This is a genomic window from Christiangramia sabulilitoris, from assembly GCF_007050985.1.
Taxonomy (GTDB): domain Bacteria; phylum Bacteroidota; class Bacteroidia; order Flavobacteriales; family Flavobacteriaceae; genus Christiangramia; species Christiangramia sabulilitoris.
On sequence record NZ_VHSF01000003.1, the window covers coordinates 172,297 to 191,523 of the forward strand.

Annotated in this window: 9 protein-coding genes; 5 read left to right on the forward strand and 4 right to left on the reverse strand. The window is 40.6% G+C overall.

The window, feature by feature from the left end:
• Positions 1–2 precede the first annotated feature (2 nt).
• The 3 genes from FGM01_RS11045 to FGM01_RS11055 are packed head-to-tail and all read right to left on the reverse strand — an operon-like array spanning position 3 to position 3,297.
• A complete protein-coding gene (locus tag FGM01_RS11045) occupies positions 3–746 on the reverse strand; it encodes a Na(+)-translocating NADH-quinone reductase subunit C (protein ID WP_143411233.1) in 744 nt (247 codons plus the stop codon).
• A 2-nt stretch (positions 747–748) separates the two neighbouring features.
• Complete coding sequence (locus FGM01_RS11050; RefSeq protein ID WP_143411234.1) at positions 749–1,939, reverse strand: NADH:ubiquinone reductase (Na(+)-transporting) subunit B; 1,191 nt, start codon at positions 1,937–1,939, stop codon at positions 749–751.
• Positions 1,940–1,953: 14 nt separating this feature from the next.
• Entirely contained in the window at positions 1,954–3,297 is a 1,344-nt protein-coding gene (locus FGM01_RS11055) for a Na(+)-translocating NADH-quinone reductase subunit A (RefSeq protein ID WP_143411235.1), read from the reverse strand.
• 160 nt (positions 3,298–3,457) lie between these two features.
• Between FGM01_RS11055 and FGM01_RS11060 the strand changes: the two genes are divergently transcribed.
• The 3 genes from FGM01_RS11060 to apaG are packed head-to-tail and all read left to right on the forward strand — an operon-like array spanning position 3,458 to position 6,231.
• Positions 3,458–4,711, forward strand: a complete 1,254-nt coding sequence (locus FGM01_RS11060) for a type IX secretion system plug protein (RefSeq protein ID WP_143411236.1) — start codon at positions 3,458–3,460, stop codon at positions 4,709–4,711.
• Between the two features lie 12 nt (positions 4,712–4,723).
• The gene (locus FGM01_RS11065) at positions 4,724–5,842 is read left to right on the forward strand and encodes a DUF3667 domain-containing protein (RefSeq protein WP_143411237.1); all 1,119 of its coding nucleotides are present in this window, start codon (positions 4,724–4,726) and stop codon (positions 5,840–5,842) included.
• Positions 5,843–5,844: 2 nt separating this feature from the next.
• Positions 5,845–6,231 (forward strand): Co2+/Mg2+ efflux protein ApaG, encoded by a 387-nt coding sequence (apaG, locus tag FGM01_RS11070; protein ID WP_143411238.1) that lies wholly within the window; start codon positions 5,845–5,847, stop codon positions 6,229–6,231.
• Here apaG and FGM01_RS11075 read toward each other — a convergent pair.
• A complete protein-coding gene (locus FGM01_RS11075) occupies positions 6,216–6,935 on the reverse strand; it encodes an NRDE family protein (protein WP_143411239.1) in 720 nt (239 codons plus the stop codon). The genes apaG and FGM01_RS11075 overlap by 16 nt on opposite strands.
• Before the next feature lie 142 nt (positions 6,936–7,077).
• On the opposite strand from FGM01_RS11075, the gene pruA reads away from it, so the two are divergent.
• Together pruA and FGM01_RS11085 are read left to right on the forward strand one after the other, a co-directional pair.
• On the forward strand, positions 7,078–8,721 hold the full coding sequence (pruA, locus tag FGM01_RS11080; RefSeq protein WP_143411240.1) for an L-glutamate gamma-semialdehyde dehydrogenase: 1,644 nt from the start codon (positions 7,078–7,080) through the stop codon (positions 8,719–8,721).
• Positions 8,722–9,020: 299 nt separating this feature from the next.
• The gene (locus FGM01_RS11085; RefSeq protein WP_143411241.1) at positions 9,021–19,130 is read left to right on the forward strand and encodes an Ig-like domain-containing protein; all 10,110 of its coding nucleotides are present in this window, start codon (positions 9,021–9,023) and stop codon (positions 19,128–19,130) included.
• Positions 19,131–19,227 lie beyond the last annotated feature (97 nt).

Consider the following 19,227-nt stretch of genomic DNA (forward strand, 5'->3'; position numbering starts at 1 on the left):
AATTATTTTATTGCTACTTTAATATCGGTTTGTGTCCTGAAGTAAGGCAAATAACGTTTCAACCTTTCAGAGATCATATCAGAAACTCCATCTCCGGTAATGGTCGCACCAGAAATAGCATCAACCTTATTATCCTCTTTATTCGAAGGATCAATATCACCTTTAACCACAGATACACCTACAAGGTTACCACTTGAATCGAATATTCTTTCGTTCTCAAATTTCTTTTTGAACCATTCTTTAGTGATCTCTGCTCCAAGTCCAGGAGTTTCACCAAGGTGATCAAAGGTTGCCCCCTTGATAGTATTTACATCATCTTTAAGAGAGATATACCCGAAAATCGCATTCCAAAGTCCATTACCTCTTAACGGCACGATATAATATCTGGAGCCCTCAACTTCGGCAATATATAATGGAAACACCTGCTCCTCTACCGGCTTCTTCAGCTCTTTGGCTAAATCAACTTTAAAGGCATCTATAGATTCATCTGCAGTCCCATCTTCTCTCAGAGCGATCTCTTCAACGATATACTGGTCGTATAATTCTTTCGCTCCGTCTCGGTCGGTTTCTATCCCAACGGTAGCAAGAATATTCTGCATTTTTTCTTTACGCACATTTTCCTGCTGAGTAGGCTGAAGGGAAGTTGCAGCAAACGCAAGTACTGCGGCTACCACGACCACCATGATCACGGCAAACATAAAAGTATAGCCGTTACTGTTTGTTTTATTTACTGATTTCTCTTCCATAACTAAACTGCTGTTTCTACTTGAGGGTTAGCATTTTTAAGTCTTTTCTTTCTTCTGTTGATGTTAGACTGAATCACATAGTGATCTATAGTTGGCGCAAAAACATTCATCAACAAAATTCCAAGCATTACTCCTTCAGGATATGCGGGGTTAAAGATCCTGATCATTACTGAAAGAAATCCAATCAGGAAACCGTAGATCCATTTACCCTTGTAGGTTTGGGCAGCAGAAACGGGGTCTGTAGCCATAAATACGATACCAAAGGCAAGTCCACCAACAATAAGGTGAAGATACCAGGGAAAGTTAGTAAGTTCATTTCCTTCTACACCTAATGCAGGCAATGAGTTGAAAATGAATCCCATTACAGCAGCACCAATAAAGGCACTTAATATAATTCTCCAGCTTCCAACCTTAGTAAGTATCAATATCAGCGCACCTGCCAGAATACAGATTGCAGATGTTTCTGCAATAGATCCCGGGATCATTCCAGAGAACATATCCATAGCAGAGTATCCTACATCGTTTCCTGCCGCAAGTTTACCAAGGATAGTTTCACCAGAAACCGCATCTACTTCACCGGCGTTACTTACCCATACGGTGTTACCAGACATGTAAGTTGGATATGCGAAGAAAGCAAAAGCTCTGGCTGTAAGTGCAGGGTTAAGAATGTTCATTCCCGTACCTCCAAAGGCCTCTTTACCAATTAATACTGCAAAAACAACAGATAAAGCCACCATCCATAGTGGAATATCTATTGGCATGATCATAGGGATTAATAAACCTGTAACCAGGTATCCTTCATTTACTTCGTGACCTCTAAAGATCGCGAAGGCGAATTCTATTCCCAGACCCACACCATAAGAAACAGCGATCATCGGTAATATTTTCCAGGCTCCGTGCAGGAAAGCATCCATAAAAGGAACACCATCTGCATATTCTGGTAATTGATGTAAATATTGATATCCGCCATTCCACATCCCGAAGATAAGTGCCGGTACAAGAGCAAGAACCACAGTGATCATGGTTCTTTTTAAGTCTACCGCATCACGTATGTGAGCTCCTTTTTGAGTTGTATGATTAGGAGTAAAAAGGAAAGTATCCAAAGCGTTGATCGCCGGGGCATACTTTTCCAGTTTCTGACCCTTGCTAAAAGGCTCCTTTATTTTATCTAATCTTTGTCTAATCCATTCCATAGTTCTTCAGCTTTTTAACCTACTTCAGTGATCATTAAATCCAGACCAAGTCTTATTACTTCCTGGATTTCAATTTTAGAGGTGTTCACATATTCAACCAGGGCAAAATCTTCCGGGGCAACCTCGTAAATACCAAGATTTTCCATTTTTTCGATATCGCCGGCCATACAGGCTTTAATGAGCTGCATAGGATAAACATCCATAGGTAAAACCTCTTCCATCTCTCCTGTCACCACTAAAGCACGCTCTTCAACATTAAGGTTCGTAGTAGGTGTATATTTCCTTTTTGGAAACAACCACGATAACGAGGTATGCGAATTTGAGTGAATATTATTATAAGTAAAAGGCAACCAACCAAACATGCGGTAGTTATTACCTTCAGGTATCAGGGTCACTTCATTGGGGTAAAAACCTAAATACTGGTTATTAGACAGCTTAGTTCCTGTCAACACAGTACCAGAGATAATTCTAACATCTTCTGATGTCTGGCCAATAAGATCTGCCACATTACCTCCAATAATCCCGTGGTAGTACTTTCTATCTTTAGCTTCACTACCTGTTACAGCTATAGTGCGCTCAGCACGATATTGACCGGTAAGGAATACATTTCCAATAATCGCAACATCTTCCACACCCACGGTCCATACTCTTTCTCCCCTGTTTAAAGGATCGATCTTATGAATCTGAACACCAACATTTCCGGCAGGATGAGCTCCTTTAACGTGATGTAGCTCCACACCCTGAATATTCTTCAGGTACTCAGCAGAACTATCATCTACAGAAACATGCACTTTTCCGGGAGTAAGCTTTCTAAGAGCGTTTATTCCTTCCTGAAATGCTTCGATCTTATCTTTAATGATAAAACCTTTATCTGCAGCCAGAGGCGCTGTAGTCACCGCCGAAATAAAGATTGCTTTTGGAGTATCCTTAGGATCAGCCACAATATCATAAGGCCGCTGAATAATAAAGGCACCACAACCGCTTTCGAGGATTCTTTCCTTTACATCCTTGGCATCTGCTTTAGAAGCGTCCATCTTACCAAAATCACGGTAAGTATCTTCGACATCTGCTTCGATGATGATTTCAAGGATCCTTCTTTTATCTCCTCTTTTAATTTCTTTAAGCACACCGCTTACGGGTGTAGTAAAGCGAATTTGATCTGTATATTTTGAATAGAATAATTCATCACCGGCAAGAAGTTTTGCTCCTTCTTTAACAACCATTTTTGGTACTACAGTGTGAAAATCTGGCGGTTTGATCGCATAAGTTTTTGATCTGGGAGCTTTAACAAGCTCTTTTTCCGCCGCCCCTTCTAATCGCAGAGATAATCCTCTTTTAATTCGAATGTCTTTTGACATAGGATGGAGTGTATGTTAAAATTTTTAGTTTAAAGTCGTGCAAATTTATGAATTTTCACTCCATATATCCCAAGAATTATTAGAATTTTAGTTTGGTCAACTGTTAAAATAAATTCCTGCAAAACGCTTATTTCTATTAACTTTGTTTATTATAAATTATATGAGAGCGTTTCTTTTATTTTTGATCATTGGAGGATTAACTATACAGAGCAGATGCCAGACGGCACAGGAAACTCCGGCTCCGGCATTTATCCGCACTATAATTTTCCAGGGAGATACCCCCGAAAATCAGACGAATCCGGTTACCAGACTGGGGAGTTATCTCAGGCTTAGTTTTGATGATATTATCGGTGATGAAGCCGATTATTATTATACCATAGATCACTATAATTTCGACTGGACACCCAGCCAGCTGAGTAAAAATGAATTCCTGGAAGGCTTCGATAATGTGAGGATCATTAACTATACAAATGCCCTGAACACCCTGCAACCTTATACCCATTATGAACTTTCTATCCCCAACAATAATGTTAAGGGCCTTAAAGTTTCCGGCAATTACCTCCTGAGTATTTATAACAGCAACCGTGAGCTGGTTTTTTCCAGGAAATTCATGGTGTATGAACCTCTGGCCAGAGTAAGTGCAGAAGTGAGACGCAGCCGGGACCTTACCTATATTGATGAAAAGCAAACCGTAAATTTCAGTATAGATTCACCCGACCTTTTATTAAAGAATCCGGCGCAAAACGTCAAAGTAAGCCTGGTGCAGAATAATGATCTCAAGCGGGCCATTCACAACCTTGAACCCCAGTATACGATCGCTAATGAGCTAATCTATCGCTATGATGAGCAATCTTCATTCTGGGGTGGCAATGAATTTCTTCAGTTTGACAATAAAGATCTCAGGGTCACTACCGCAGATATTGCCAGTGTAGAACTCAACGAACTCTACCATCATTATCTATTTCTGGATTTTACCCGAAATGACCAGCCTTATACCTATAACCCTGATATAAACGGCGGATTCGTGGTTAGGAGTATCCTGGCACAAAATTCAGATATAGAAGCAGATTATATCTGGGTACATTTCAGATTAAAGAACTACGATGTGCTAGAGAATAAAGAAATTCATCTCTATGGCGGTTTTAATAATTTTGAACTTGACCAAAGTACTTTGATGGCCTACAATGAAGAAACCGGTTATTATGAGGGAGCAAGATTGTTTAAACAGGGATATTACAACTATAGATATATCGTACTCAATGAAGACGGCAGCATAGATGATGGATATATCAGCGGAAATTTTGATGAAACGGAAAACCTTTATAGTATTCTTGTGTATTACCGAACTCCCGGGGCCAGATATGACAGGATGATTGGTGTAGGATATGCGAATTCCATTAATATTCGAAATTAATACCTTTTCCCCATGCTGGAAAAATATCTGAAAAGAGATAATCTTTATGAATACCGCGGCACTACCTGCCTGAATTGCCAACTTCCGCTGGAAAAAAGCGATCATTTCTGCCCAAACTGTGGCCAAAAGAACTCAACTAAAAAGTTGAATTTTGGTGATTTCTTCGTAGAGTTTTTTTCAGGAATGTTTTCTTATGACTCCAGGTTCCAAAGAACAATAAGAGTGATGCTGTTTAGCCCTGGAAAGATCTCAAAAGACTACGTAAATGGGAAAAGGATGCGCTATGCAAATCCTTTTCGTTTCTATCTAAGTGCTTCCATAATTTTCTTTCTGATTTCCGGAATTTCTGACAAATTTGAGGGAGCTCAGTTTGTAAATCCTGAAACCGGAATAAGGGAAGGGGTTGCTGCCATAAAGCAGGACAGCCTTTTAAAAAATGAACTGAATGAAATTCCGGCCTTAAAGAAAAATAATATTCAAATGGATTCCCTTTTAAATAAAATAGGGCCCTCAGAACCGGAAGCAAAAAAGACCTATAAGGATATTTACCTGTCCCAGAAAGAACTGGACACAATAAATATAGTGGCGCGAACTGCGAAAAAACTAAATATATTCTACAGGTATTACAAGGAAACAAATACTATAAATCCCGATGATGCTATTACTGAATTAGAGTACGAAAATACGGGCTGGAACAAGTGGCTTTACCAAAAAGCAATGAGGTATGATCTTTTTGATAATAACCCCCAATTATTCATTGATTATTTTGTTAATAAGCTTCCATTTATAATATTCTTCTATTTGCCCGTCTTCGCCTTGTTTATCTGGTTGTTATATATACGGCGGTCGTTTAATTACATGGAGCACCTCATCTTTGCTTTTCATGTTCAAACCACCCTCTTTATACTATATATCATAGGATACACTATAGATTATTTTCTTCAGTCTGAATGGGGTTATACTCTGGCCAATTTCGTTTTCGTTTTCTATTTATATAAATCCATGCGTAATTTCTATGAACAGAGCCGTGTTAAAACGATTTTAAAGTTCATAATACTGAACATTATATTTTTTACATTAGCAACAATTGCTACCATTATAGCATTAATTATTTCATTTTCAATTTTTTAAAAATGACCCAACAGGTTACCAAAGGCATTAGAATTTCCGTCGAAACTCATTTCGAAGGAATGTTCTATAAGGAATATAAGATGCACTATGCGTTTGGATACCAGATCACTATAGAAAACCAAAGCAATGATTCTGTGCAACTGGACTCCAGGTTCTGGGAGATCAGAGATGTGTTGAATGAAACCAAAACTGTATCAGGGGAAGGAGTTGTGGGACGTAAACCTGTTCTGGAACCAGGCCATAGCCATACATATCAAAGTGGCTGCCTTTTAACAGGGCCTTTTGGCTCTATGCGAGGTCACTATAATATGATGAATTTCACCACCGGAAAGAAGTTTAAGGTGAATATCCCTTCTTTCAAATTAAGCGCTCCTTACGCGTTAAATTGAAACCGCTCAACCTCAATCTCTTTATTCTCTAAATTCTCATAGGTAAACTTTAAATCTTCTGCAGAATTTACCACCTGGCTTATACTTTGTGTTTTTAAAAAACCCCGGTCTATAACAAGATCATACTCCTTACTGCCTTCACCGGCATGGTGATGAAAATCCCAAAGAGCATTTGCGCCCAATCCATCGCTTTGTTTCAAATCCTGAAACCATGTTCTTCTTAATCCCTTCATTTCTTCAGAATACAAAGGCGAGGAAGACCAGATATGCTCCTTTAGGGGTAATTTTGTGATCTTCCGGTTTTTTCCATCCCATAGAAGTTCATAAAAGACCAGCCCGTTATTCCAATCGACGATGATCATGGTAAAAGGCTCGATATCCCGGAGATTATATTCTTCAAAAGACCTTTTTAAATTTTTAGTACTTAAAAAATCCTTTACCACTACTCCCCTGCTTTTTCTGTATTCAGATTTCCGGACATGAGGTTTATCTGCTCCATTCATAAGGCAGACACATCTTTTCAGATCTGTAATGCCAAGCCAGGTACCTCCGGCCTCCTTATCCTTCGGAAAATAGAGTTTCGCCCCCTTGTAGGATTCCTTCTGCGGAGGTAGGGTTTCCCTGCTAATCGCTTCATCCCGGTTAGAAGTCAGAATAAACCCATTCATGGATTCCGGATGAGGCACTAAAGTGATCGTACACATAGGTTGAATTCAAAAAGTTAAAGGAAAATTACAAAAAAAGTTAAGCTTTCGTGAAGGGGCCCTACTTCCATTTCTAAACCACTTAATTTTTTTACCTTTAGCCGAATTAATTTACAATAGAAATAAGCAAAAAATTATATTTATGGGAAAAGGATTTTTTCACGTTCCGGAAGCTGTTAATGAACCAGTAAAATCATACGCGCCCGGAACCCCAGAAAGAGAAGAAGTATTACTTACTTATAAAGATCTATGGAACGCTAATACCGAAGTTCCTCTTTATATTGGATCTGAGCAGGTAAAGACAGGTGATACGAGAACGATCAATCCTCCACATGATCATCAACATGTAGTAGGGACATATCATATAGCGAAGAAAAAGCATGTTGAAAAAGCTATTTCTGAAGCACTGGAAGCAAGAAAAAGCTGGTCTAAACTGGAGTGGGAACAACGTGCGGCCATTTTCCTGAAAGCGGCAGACCTTATTGCCGGTCCTTACAGGCAAAAAATGAATGCTGCTACCATGATCGGTCAGTCTAAAAACATATACCAGGCAGAGATTGATGCCGCCTGTGAGATCTGTGATTTTCTACGATTTAACGTAGAATATATGGCCCAGATCTACAACGAACAACCAGAATCTTCTGAAGGGGTTTGGAATCGTGTTGAATACAGACCCCTGGAAGGTTTTGTATATGCAATCACCCCTTTCAACTTTACCGCGATCGCGGGTAACTTACCTTCCAGTGCTGCCCTAATGGGGAATGTTGCGGTTTGGAAACCAAGTGACAGCCAGATGCTTTCAGCTCAAATAATCATGGAGGTATTCAGAGAAGCCGGTCTTCCCGATGGAGTTATAAACATGGTGAACGGAGATCCTGAAATGGTAACCGATACCGTCTTGGCCAGCCCTGATTTCGCCGGAATCCATTTTACCGGTAGTACCGATGTATTTAAAGGAATCTGGTCAAAAATTGGATCTAACATTCAAAAGTATAAGACCTACCCAAGAATTGTAGGTGAAACAGGTGGAAAGGATTTCATTCTGGCCCACCCTACCGCCAATCCTAAGCAGGTAGCTACCGCAATTTCCAGGGGTGCTTTTGAGTACCAGGGACAAAAATGTAGTGCTGCGTCCAGGGTTTATCTTCCAAAAAGTTTATGGTCACAAATCAAAGATTTTGTAGTACAGGATGTAAAATCCTTTAAAATGGGTACTCCGGAAGATATGACCAATTTTGTCAATGCGGTTATTCACGAAGGGTCTTTCAATAAACTGGCTAGTTATATAGATAAAGCTAAAAAAGATAAGAACGCAGAGATCATCGTGGGTGGTAATTATGATAAATCTAAGGGATATTTTATTGAGCCTACGGTTATTCTTACCACAGATCCTCATTACACTACTATGGAAACTGAGTTATTCGGGCCGGTAGTAACCATTTATGTATATGACGATAAGAATTTCGATGCACAGAAATGGGCAGATATATGCGAGCTTGTAGATAACACAAGTATTTATGCGTTAACCGGGGCAATTTTATCCGGGGATCGTTATGCGGCTGCCCAGGCTACCGACTTGTTGCAGAATGCCGCCGGTAACTTCTATATCAATGATAAACCAACCGGTGCGGTGGTAGGCCAGCAACCATTTGGTGGAGCCAGAGCCAGTGGAACCAATGATAAGGCAGGGTCTAAAATGAATCTTATGCGCTGGGTTTCTGCAAGATTGATCAAGGAAACATTTGTTCCGGCTACAGATTACAGATACCCTTTCTTGGGTGAATAATTAAACCGTAGTCATATTATTAGAAAGCCATCCCATGAGGATGGCTTTTTTTTGTATTTTACTCACGATCAAAACCATACCTAACGCAATCTTAATTGTTTTATTTCAACGAGAATTGAAGATCTTGGACGAATAATTAGGATATATTGATATTTTTACTTTAAATTTATGAGCTATTTCACTTGCATTCAGTGTTTTGTGACGATAGCAGCTTACCGCCCCACATTTTAATTGCCCCACGTTTAACAGCCCCACGTTAAAGCCCTACAGTATTAAGTATTGTAAAAACCGTAGTTACTATGGGGATAAAATTACATGGTAAATTCTTATTGCTCCTTTTATTTCTGCCGGCCCTTATCTGGGGGCAATGTCCCGGCAGTGTTTCTATTTCGGCAAGTCCTGGCAATAATATATGTGCGGACACCTCTGTAACATTTACAGCTACAGCTAATGGAGGTACTGGCACTTTTTCATACCAATGGCAAATCGATGGAGTGGACCAGGGAGCAGCTACTACAGACAATACCTTTACCTCTTCTACTTTAGCAAATGGAGAAAGAGTTAGAGTTATCGTTACTTCATCAGATGATGCAACCTGCTCTACAAACAGCAGTCAGATCACCATGACTGTGAATCAAAATAAAACTCCAACTGTAGCTTTTTCAGCATCTCCATCTTTAAAATGTGTTGGCTCTTCAGTTACCTTTACAGCGTCTAATACTAATGGCGGGACAAACCCAAATTATGAATGGTTCGTTGATGGGACTTCCGTTCAATCTTCATCTTCCAGTACGTATTCAACCACTACTCTTTCACCGGGGGATCATGATATTAGCGTAGAATTAACCAGTACATTGGCCTGTGTAACCAGTGCAAATGCATCTACCACCTCCACAATTACCATCACAGATGATGCAACAATTAATTCCCCTTCGAATAAAGATCAAACGAACGTATGTATTAATACAGGCATAGACCCGATAGTTTTTACGATAAGTGGAAGCGGTAACAACGCTACTGTTTCTGGTCTTCCTACAGGTGTTTCGGGAAACTATAGCAGTGGGAATTTTACAATTAGCGGCTCACCATCCATAGCTGGTACTTTTCCCTACACAGTTACAGCTTCCGGCCCCTGTGATTCAGCTACTGAGTCAGGCACAATAACTGTTTTAGAAGATGCAACAATAAGTCTGACTTCAGGAAATAATGATCAGGAAGTTTGTCAGGATGAAGTCATAACTAATATCATATATGATATTGGTGAAACCGGAACCGGAGCGACGGTTACAGGATTGCCTACGGGTATTTCGGGAAACTTTTCAGGTGGAGTATATACTATCAGTGGATCAAGTTCGGTCACAGGTACTCATAATTTCACTATTAACGCAACGGGAACCTGTGGAGATTCCGGAAATCTTACCGGCTCAATAATTATAAATGAAAATCTTTCTCCTTCGGTATCCATATCTTCTTCAGACACAGATAATATAATATGTGAAGGTACAGAAGTTACTTTCACAGCTACTCCAACAAATGGCGGCTCGAGCCCTTCCTACCAATGGAAGGTGGGCACAAGTAATGTTGGAAGCGACAGTAACACTTTCATTACAAATTCTCTTGCTGTGGGAGATCAATCTGTTAGCGTAATTATTACATCTAATGAAACCTGTCTGGCTCAGCCAACAGCGACCAGTAATTCTATAGTTACTACTGTTAATCCCAACCTTACACCCGATGTAACAATTACTGCCAGCGATAGTGATATATGCGATGGTGACAGTATCACATTTACCGCTACGCCAACTAATGGGGGAACAGCACCTTCTTATCAATGGAAACTTGATGGCACCAATGTAGGAACAAATAGTCCTACCTATACTACCACTAATTTAAGTGCCGGACAAAACGTTACCGTGGTGCTTACTTCGAATGAAACCTGTTTGGCAACTACAACCGCCACCAGCGACCCGGTAAGTGTAACTGTAAATCCTAATCTTACACCTGAGGTATCTATAGTTTCTAATGACACGAATAATATTATATGTTCAGGCTCTTCCATCACTTTTACCGCGACACCTGTTAATGGTGGAGCCAGTCCAACTTACCAGTGGTATGTTGACGGAAGTCCAGCAGGATCTGGAGGAGCATCTTTTACTACTTCAAGTTTGACTAATGGACAAACTGTAAAGGTAATAATGACCTCAGATGAGGAATGCCTGGCTACTGCAACAGCAGAGAGCAATGAAATAAATATTCAAGTTGACGATTCCCTATCAGCAATTACACCTTCTTTTGACAATACGAATCCGGCACATAACCCGACAGCAATTTGCCCGGTAGCCCCTGGTCTGGTTTATAGAGTAAATCCCATTCCAGGTGCAACTTCCTATTTATGGACCTTCCCAAATACCGGGGGATGGACCGTAACCAACGGTGTTAATACCAATGAAATAACGGTAACCGCACAAGCTAATGCCAATTCAGGAAATATTACTGTGGTAGGTGTTAATGAATGTGGCAATAGTCAACCTGTGAGTATGGAAGTGACCACAGGAACTGTGGCCTATGTTAACGCCGGACCAGATCAAACAGTTTGCATGGGAACTTCTTCAATTACTTTAGCAGGTGAAATAGGCGGAGTTATCAAGAAAAATCAGGATTGGGATTGGAGTGCAAGCATCTCTGGAGGAAGTTTCTCAAACCCGAATAAACTGGATTCAGATTATATTATTCCAGCAAATATCAGGGATAACGGCGGAACAGTCACTATTACCATTACCTCGGTAAGCCCAAGTGGGCAATGTCCAGACCCTAAGGTAGATGAAATGTTAATAACAGTGCTCAGCGACGCAGTAATTAGTAATCCCGCTGAAAAAGATCAGACGGTATGTATTGATAACCCTATTGCAGATATTTTATTCAATATTACAGATGCCGGAACTGGGGCAAATGTGACAGGCTTACCTGCAGGTCTTATCGGTAACTATAACGCCGGAGTTTTCACCATTTCCGGAACACCTACTGAATCCGGCAGTTTTGATTATACTGTTAATACCACGGGTAACTGCTCTTCTCAGCAAACTTCACAAACCGGAAATATAACCGTCAACCCAGATCAGACAATTTCCGATCCTGCGAATAAAGATCAGGAAATTTGCATAAACAATGCTATAACAGATATTATCTTCAGCACTAATTTAACAGTCACAAATGCCAGTGTATCGGGTCTTCCAGCAGGACTTATTGGAAATTTCACCACAGGAAACTTTACGATTAGCGGTACTGCAAGCGAGGCAGGCACCTTTAATTATACTGTAACTACTAATGGGGATTGTTTAAATACAACCCAGGATGGCATAATCACTGTATTACCTGATCCCATTATAGATTCTCCCACTAATAAAAATCAGGAAATTTGCATCAATACCGCGATAGCTGACATTCCATTCAACATAACATCTCCAGGGACCGATGCTACCGTAACCGGACTCCCATCCGGAATTTCCGGAAGTTTCAATAATGGTATCTACACTTTAACTGGTACTCCCAGCGAAGATGGAGTTTTTGATTATACAGTAACAACCATTAGTGCCTGCAATAATGTTTCGCAAACCGGACAGATCATTGTTAACCCTGATCCAACCGCTGCCATTTCGTATGATGGAGAATTCTGTACCTCTCAGTCAGGTACTGTTGCTGTAACCCTTACCGGAACCGGAGCCTTCGAAAATGGTGATTTTTATTCCAGTCCGGCAGGACTTAGTCTTGATTCCACTACAGGTGAAATAACTCCTGGAACAAGTTCCCCAAGCACCTATACTGTTAGCTATGATACAACATCAGGCTGTGTAACTTTTACAGCACAAACTACGGTAACCATCAATGAACTGCCCTTTGTTGAAATAAGTTACGAAGATCCATTCTGTACTTCAGATGGTACCGCACAAACGGTTACTTTCACCAATGGAATTGGAGCTTACGAAAATGGCACATTCTCTTCTACACCAGGAGGTCTTGATATAGATGCCAATACTGGAGAGATCAGTCCGCAAACAAGCAGTCCCAATTCCAATCCTTATACTGTTTATTATACAATCCCAGCAACCAGCGGATGTAATGAAGTAATTGTAGAAACACAGGTAACCATTACCCAGCTACCACAGGTTTCTATAAGCTATGATGCTCCTTTTTGTACTTCAGACAATACAGTTTACAGCGTAAATTATAGCAGTACTGCAGGAGATTATACCGGAGGAAGTTTCTATGGAACAGAAGGCCTGGATATTGATGCAAACTCCGGGGATATAAATCCTTCAGGCAGTACCCCGGGAACTCATACGATCACTTATAGCAAAGACACAAATGACGATGGCTGCCCTGTTGTGGAGACGACAACAGATATACAGATTTATGAGCAGGTGTTAATCACCACTCAACCTGAGAACTTTGGTACCTGCTCAAGCAATCCCGCCTCCTTTGAAGTCGTCGCCACTCCTAGCGATGTAACTTATCAATGGTATAAAAAAGATGTTAATGGAAATTTTGTACAAATCAATGGAGAGACAAGTTCCATTTTATCCTTTTCCAACGTTACTTATGACGCCAATCACGGGGAATATCATGTAGTTGTAAGCAGCACAAACCCTGTTTGCACCTCTGTTACTTCAGATCCTGTAACCTTAAATATTGATGAGGATATTGAAATTACAAAACCAGCAGAAGACGTTACCATTTGTGAGGATGACTACGAAAGCCTGTCCTTTGAATATGAAGCGCACGCCAATGGAGCTCCATTAAACTTTCAGTGGATAAAAGATGGTAATCCTATCAATCCAAACTCGGGGAAATATTCAATGAATGCCACAGGTCCTACTGGTACGGAGGGGGTATACACCGGAACACTAACTATTGAAAATATAAATACAAATGATGACGGTGTATATTGGGTAGAAATCGACGGGCCTGATTATTTCACCTGTGCTGCGGCAACTTCGAAAACATTTACCTTCAGGGTAAATCCAAGACCAGCTCCTCCCGTAACCTCAGATATCGTCTATTGCCTAAATGACCCGGCCGTAGAGTTAACCGCCACAAAAGACAGTAGTGATAACGAGCTTTTGTGGTATAGTTATGATTCTACAACTACAGAATTCACCTATTTGGGAACCTCTATAACTCCATTAACAGATGCAGTAGGAGAAACTTCCTACTGGGTGTCTCAAAGGCAACCCAACGGATGTGAAAGTGATCCTGCAGAATTAAAGGTTATTATTAATGATAAACCAGGTCCATTAGCAACTGAAACTATCGAATTCAATTATTGTTTCAATCAAACCGTGACCGATCCAATTTCTATTACTCCTGATGCCGGTTCCACAATTAACTGGTACGATTCTGAAAATGCTGCAACCCCACTGGGCTCCGCTCCCATACCTAATACAGGTACAGTACAGATAACTTCTTACTGGGCTAGTCAGACCCTGAACAGTACTGGTTGTGAAAGTGATCGCACCAAGGTGGATATCATCATTAACCCTCTTCCTGAAATTCAAATCAATATTATAGATGGATTCTCATCTGATATTTGTATAGGTACTGAAACCAGATTAATGGCCACTGGTGCTACAACCTATAAATGGTATTTTGAAGGTGCAGAGATAGGAACAGGTAATGAAATTACCATTACCGGTGATAATTCAGGAAGTTTTAATTATGAAGTTACCGGAACAGATGATTTGGGTTGCGTAAATACAGATGTTATAACTATTAACGTTGAGGAACCCTCCGATGGCGGAATAACAACCGGACCGGCTTCGGTATGTGTTACTCAGAATGCAGGCACCATTACCCTGGCCGATTATTTGGGGGAAATTTTGAGGTGGGAAAGTTCTACCGATGGCATTAACTGGACAACAATTTCTGAAACTTCTGACACTCTGGCGTTTCAGGATATTCCAGGCCCTACCAGTTTCAGGGCAATTGTAAAAAATGGTGTTTGTGGCGAAGAGGCCTCTACCGAAACTTCGGTATCAGTAGATCAAGAACCCCAGGCGGGCGGAGTTTTATTCAGAGGAACAGACAGGGTCTTTATGATGTGTGAATTTCCAACAGAAGATTATCTGGTACCCCTGCAATATACCGGTCCATTAGTGGGCGAAATCGTAGCATGGCAATATCGCAGAAATTCTCAATCTGGATGGACTAACATTCAAGAGAATGGAGAAAACTTTACGGGAAATAGCCTTACCGGAGCCCAGGTGAATACAGCTGCAATGAACGAATCCACCTTATTTCGAGTTGAAGTCCAGAGCGGAGCTTGTGAACCAAACGTTTATTCAGATTATGCCACCTTGAGTATTATCCCGTCAGACATTGCACCAAGCCCGGTACAGATTACGCCGGGAGAAGTATGTCTTGGAGAGATCGTGACCTTGAGCTCATCTACAGGTTATGGCGGAAGTGGGACATTCCAGGGCGGCGCATTTGATAATTCTTCCATAGCCAACCATGGCTGGAGAGTAATGAGATTTGGAAGTAGTGATTATACGGAATATACTTTTGAATCGGCCGCCGATAACACCCGGCCAGAAAGGTGGATGAGAACAAATCCGCATGATTACCAAATGAATGATCCTAATGATCCAGGCAGTATTATTTGGCAAAGGTTTGATTCATGTTCCTGTGATGAAGGAAATAAGGGATTCGCAATTGTTTCTGGAAACAATCCATCCACCCTGGAAACTCCTGTTTTCAACCTTTATACAATGGATAATCCTACTCTTACTTTCGATCAGGCATACAACCTCACCTCAGACGATTTAATTCGTGTGGAGCTCTCCATGGATGGAGGTAATACATACAACATAGTTTTGATGGAAATTCAAGGCCCTGTAGTAAGTGGTAATTATGCTCTATTCGGGGATGATCATTTAGGCCCACCAAATAATATGGAAATAGACCTGAGTCCATACGCAGGATTAAGTAACCTTCGCGTTAGATGGTTATATGATGGTACAACGGGTGGTATATATACCATTGACGATATTGGACTTCCAGAAGATCCGCAAAACGTACAGTTGATCTGGTATTATGATGATGATATTAATGATCCAAATAATAACCTGGAACAAATAGGAGAGATCAATCAAAGTACAGTTACGTACCCACAAGATGGGGCACAATGGCCGAAGATTGGCTGGAATGATTTTGAGGTCCAGACTGCATTAGTATTTGATACAAATGGTGATCCTTGCGAGAGCGCGGAGAATTCAGCCGTAGCCAGCGTCTATGTATTTGATAATTACACCTCCACAGCAATTTCTCAGGTAGGAGCCTGTGGTGAAACAGATGTGCAGCTTTCAGCCACAATCACAGGGGTATTCCAGGGTGACATCACGGAATTTCCCGAAGGTGAAGGTTCTACAGTGGCCTGGGAAGTTATTGAAGCACCCGCGGGATATAATTTCTCTGAAGATCATTTCGTTAATACAGACGATAATCTGGCTGCGATCAATGATCCACAGGCGATATTCCAACCAACAGTTGAAGGAAATTATACCTTGAGATTTGCTATCACGCCTAATGAGTCTCAAACCACACGGGATATTCAGGGTACTATGGTCACCCAGGATATTTCAGCTAATCCGTGTCCAATGACCCATTTTGATACATCATTTGAGTACATCGACTGTACCACGCTGGATTTCGACGGAGATGATGATTATATCGATTTAGGTAACAACTATAACGGAAATTATTTTATAGAAGCCTGGATTAGACCTTTTGACAGGCCTATTGATAGTGGAGGTACAACAGAGGCTTCAACAGGCGTTATATTTAGCAGTTCTGGAATGGAGATTAGAATGGAAGATCTTAATGGAGTTTCAAAAAATGGAAGATGGCATCATATTGCCGTAGCAAATAACGGAGACCTTTGGGTTGATGGAGTCGCTTCCGGGAATATCGATATAAGTGGATCTGGCATTAACAATACGAGTATTGGCGCAAGATTCAATGCCAGCACTAAAACTACTTCCAATCATTTCTCAGGCTGGATCGAGGAATTGAGGATCTGGAACACTCAACCCACGGAGAAGCAAATCAGGTTTATGATGAATCAACGCCTTAAACTGGATGCTACGGGAACCGTCGTATCTCCACTTCAGGGAGAAGTTGTTCCTAACCTGGTAATTGCAGATGGAGGCCTTAGCAGCTATCATACTAATGGAACCTATAATTTAGATCAGGACGACACTCCTTTCTATAATTTAACTATAAACGACCTCGCCGGCTATTACAGGTTATATTCAGACATCCCTGATCCTGCTAATTTAATACCCGGTTATTTTGATCCCGCCCTGGAACCATCTGGAGGAAATACCCCAGATCATGCTGTAAACAAAGTTCCAGGTAGACTTTATAATATTACCACAGATCAGGAAAACACCTCTCCCACTCCTTATTTCTCTAAACAAGGTGGAAACTGGGAAGATATTAATACCTGGGCGAGACCGGCAGTCTGGGATCATCCGAACAGCACTTCGGGCGGTTCACCAATTGACTGGAATATTGCCCGTATAAATCATAATATTAGTTCTGGAGATAAGCATATCACCATGCTTGGATTACTTTCTGAAACTGTTGACAAAGAATTGACCATTGAATCAATTCCAGATGACCATTTTATTCGTATTTCCCATTATCTATTGCTTCATGGAAATATGGATCTTGAAGGAGAATCTCAATTACTACAGGACCATGGAAGTATTCTGGATAATACCAGTGCCGGATGGGCGCAGATCGATCAACAGGGAAGAATGAGTAGTTTTAATTATAATTATTTAACAAGTCCTGTAAGTAATCAGGGAGCTAACAACAATTCTGGCTTTATATTGAACCAGGTAATGTATGATGGTACAAATCCTGCCTCCCCTCAACCTATAAATTGGTCTAATGGTTATTTTTCTGCTGATGGAGCGAAGACCAGCCCCATCACCATAAGTAATGAATGGATCTGGGACTTCAGGGGTGGTAACGCTGACATTTATGGAGACTGGCTTCATTTGGGATCAGATTATACCGAGATAGTTGGAGCCGGATTCTCTATGAAAGGTACAGATGGAACTGTAGCACCAAATACACAACAACAGAATTATATTTTCGAAGGCAAACCCAATAATGGTAATATCCCTACCACTGAACTTTATTTACAAAACAATCAAAACTATTTGGTAGGTAATCCTTACCCTTCTGCTATAGATGCGGAAGAATTTTTAAGGGACAACCTGGTAAATGTTGGAACAGGATCTGGAAACAACCAAAATAATCAGAATGTGTTCAATGGCACCTTATATTATTGGGATCATTTCGCTGGCAGCACGCATATTCTAGAGGAATACATAGGAGGATATGCTACCTATACTTTATCTGGATCTGCCCCGGCTATTTCAAATGACTGGAGAATTAACAGTGGTGGCGGATCGAATAACATAGTTCCGGAAAGATATATACCAGTGGCTCAGGGATTCTTTTTGAATAGTGCACCTGTCGCCGGACAAAATTTTGCGGGGGATATCATTTTTGATAACACTCAAAGAATATATAAAAGAGAATCTGTAGATCCTTCAATATTTTTACAACAGGAAGATGATATCGTAAAAGGCGAGCAGCAAACCTCCAACCAAGATCAGCGAATGAAAATCAGACTGAAATTCGAGTCCCCGAAAGGCTATCACCGGCAAATATTAGTTACCCGGGATGAAAATACTTCGAATGGCTTTGATGTGGGTTACGACGCTCCACTTATCGAGAACAATATCGAAGACATGTACTGGTGGTTCGAAGAAAATAGATTTGTTATTCAGGGTGTTCCCGATTTTGAAAAAGAGCAAATACTTCCCCTGGCTGTGAAAACGAATGCCGGCGGTGAATTCAAGATCAGGATCGATGAAACTGAGAACTGGCCTTCAGAGAAAGAACTATATCTAAAAGATAAATTAACCGATAGTATACACGATATCCTGAAACAAGCCTATGTAGGTAATACCGAGGTAACCGGAGAAATAACCGACCGGTTTGAATTAGTATTCTTTAAAGAACAAGCCCAGGATCCGGTGATCCCAGATCCCGATCCAGATGATGTTATAGATCCTAATCTGCCAATAATAGATGACCTGGTAGGCATTAGCTACAGTACGTTTAGCAAACAGGTTAAGATCAGTAATTTCGATCTCTTAAAAGTTGATAAGGTGATGATCTTTGATATGGGAGGTAAATTGATCCAGGAGTTTGATGAATTACCAACCGAAGAAGAAATACTTCTTGGTATGAGACCAGTTAGATCTGGTGTTTATATAGTAAAAGTATTCTGCGAGACCGGTATTTGTAATAAAAAGATTATCGTGAAATAATCTTTTTTAAAGAAAACACCTACAAATCGGATATTAAACACTGATTTTTAGGCCCTTAATGTTAATTTTTTAAGTTTTATAGCGCATTTTATCTTCA

Bases quoted from the DNA above. Each gene is read 5' to 3' on its own strand.
- FGM01_RS11045 (WP_143411233.1), bottom strand. From the start codon at position 746: ATGGAAGAGAAATCAGTAAATAAAACAAACAGTAACGGCTATACTTTT.
- FGM01_RS11050 (WP_143411234.1), bottom strand. From the start codon at position 1,939: ATGGAATGGATTAGACAAAGATTAGATAAAATAAAGGAGCCTTTTAGC.
- FGM01_RS11055 (WP_143411235.1), bottom strand. From the start codon at position 3,297: ATGTCAAAAGACATTCGAATTAAAAGAGGATTATCTCTGCGATTAGAA.
- FGM01_RS11060 (WP_143411236.1), top strand. From the start codon at position 3,458: ATGAGAGCGTTTCTTTTATTTTTGATCATTGGAGGATTAACTATACAG.
- FGM01_RS11065 (WP_143411237.1), top strand. From the start codon at position 4,724: ATGCTGGAAAAATATCTGAAAAGAGATAATCTTTATGAATACCGCGGC.
- apaG (WP_143411238.1), top strand. From the start codon at position 5,845: ATGACCCAACAGGTTACCAAAGGCATTAGAATTTCCGTCGAAACTCAT.
- FGM01_RS11075 (WP_143411239.1), bottom strand. From the start codon at position 6,935: ATGTGTACGATCACTTTAGTGCCTCATCCGGAATCCATGAATGGGTTT.
- pruA (WP_143411240.1), top strand. From the start codon at position 7,078: ATGGGAAAAGGATTTTTTCACGTTCCGGAAGCTGTTAATGAACCAGTA.
- FGM01_RS11085 (WP_143411241.1), top strand. From the start codon at position 9,021: ATGGGGATAAAATTACATGGTAAATTCTTATTGCTCCTTTTATTTCTG.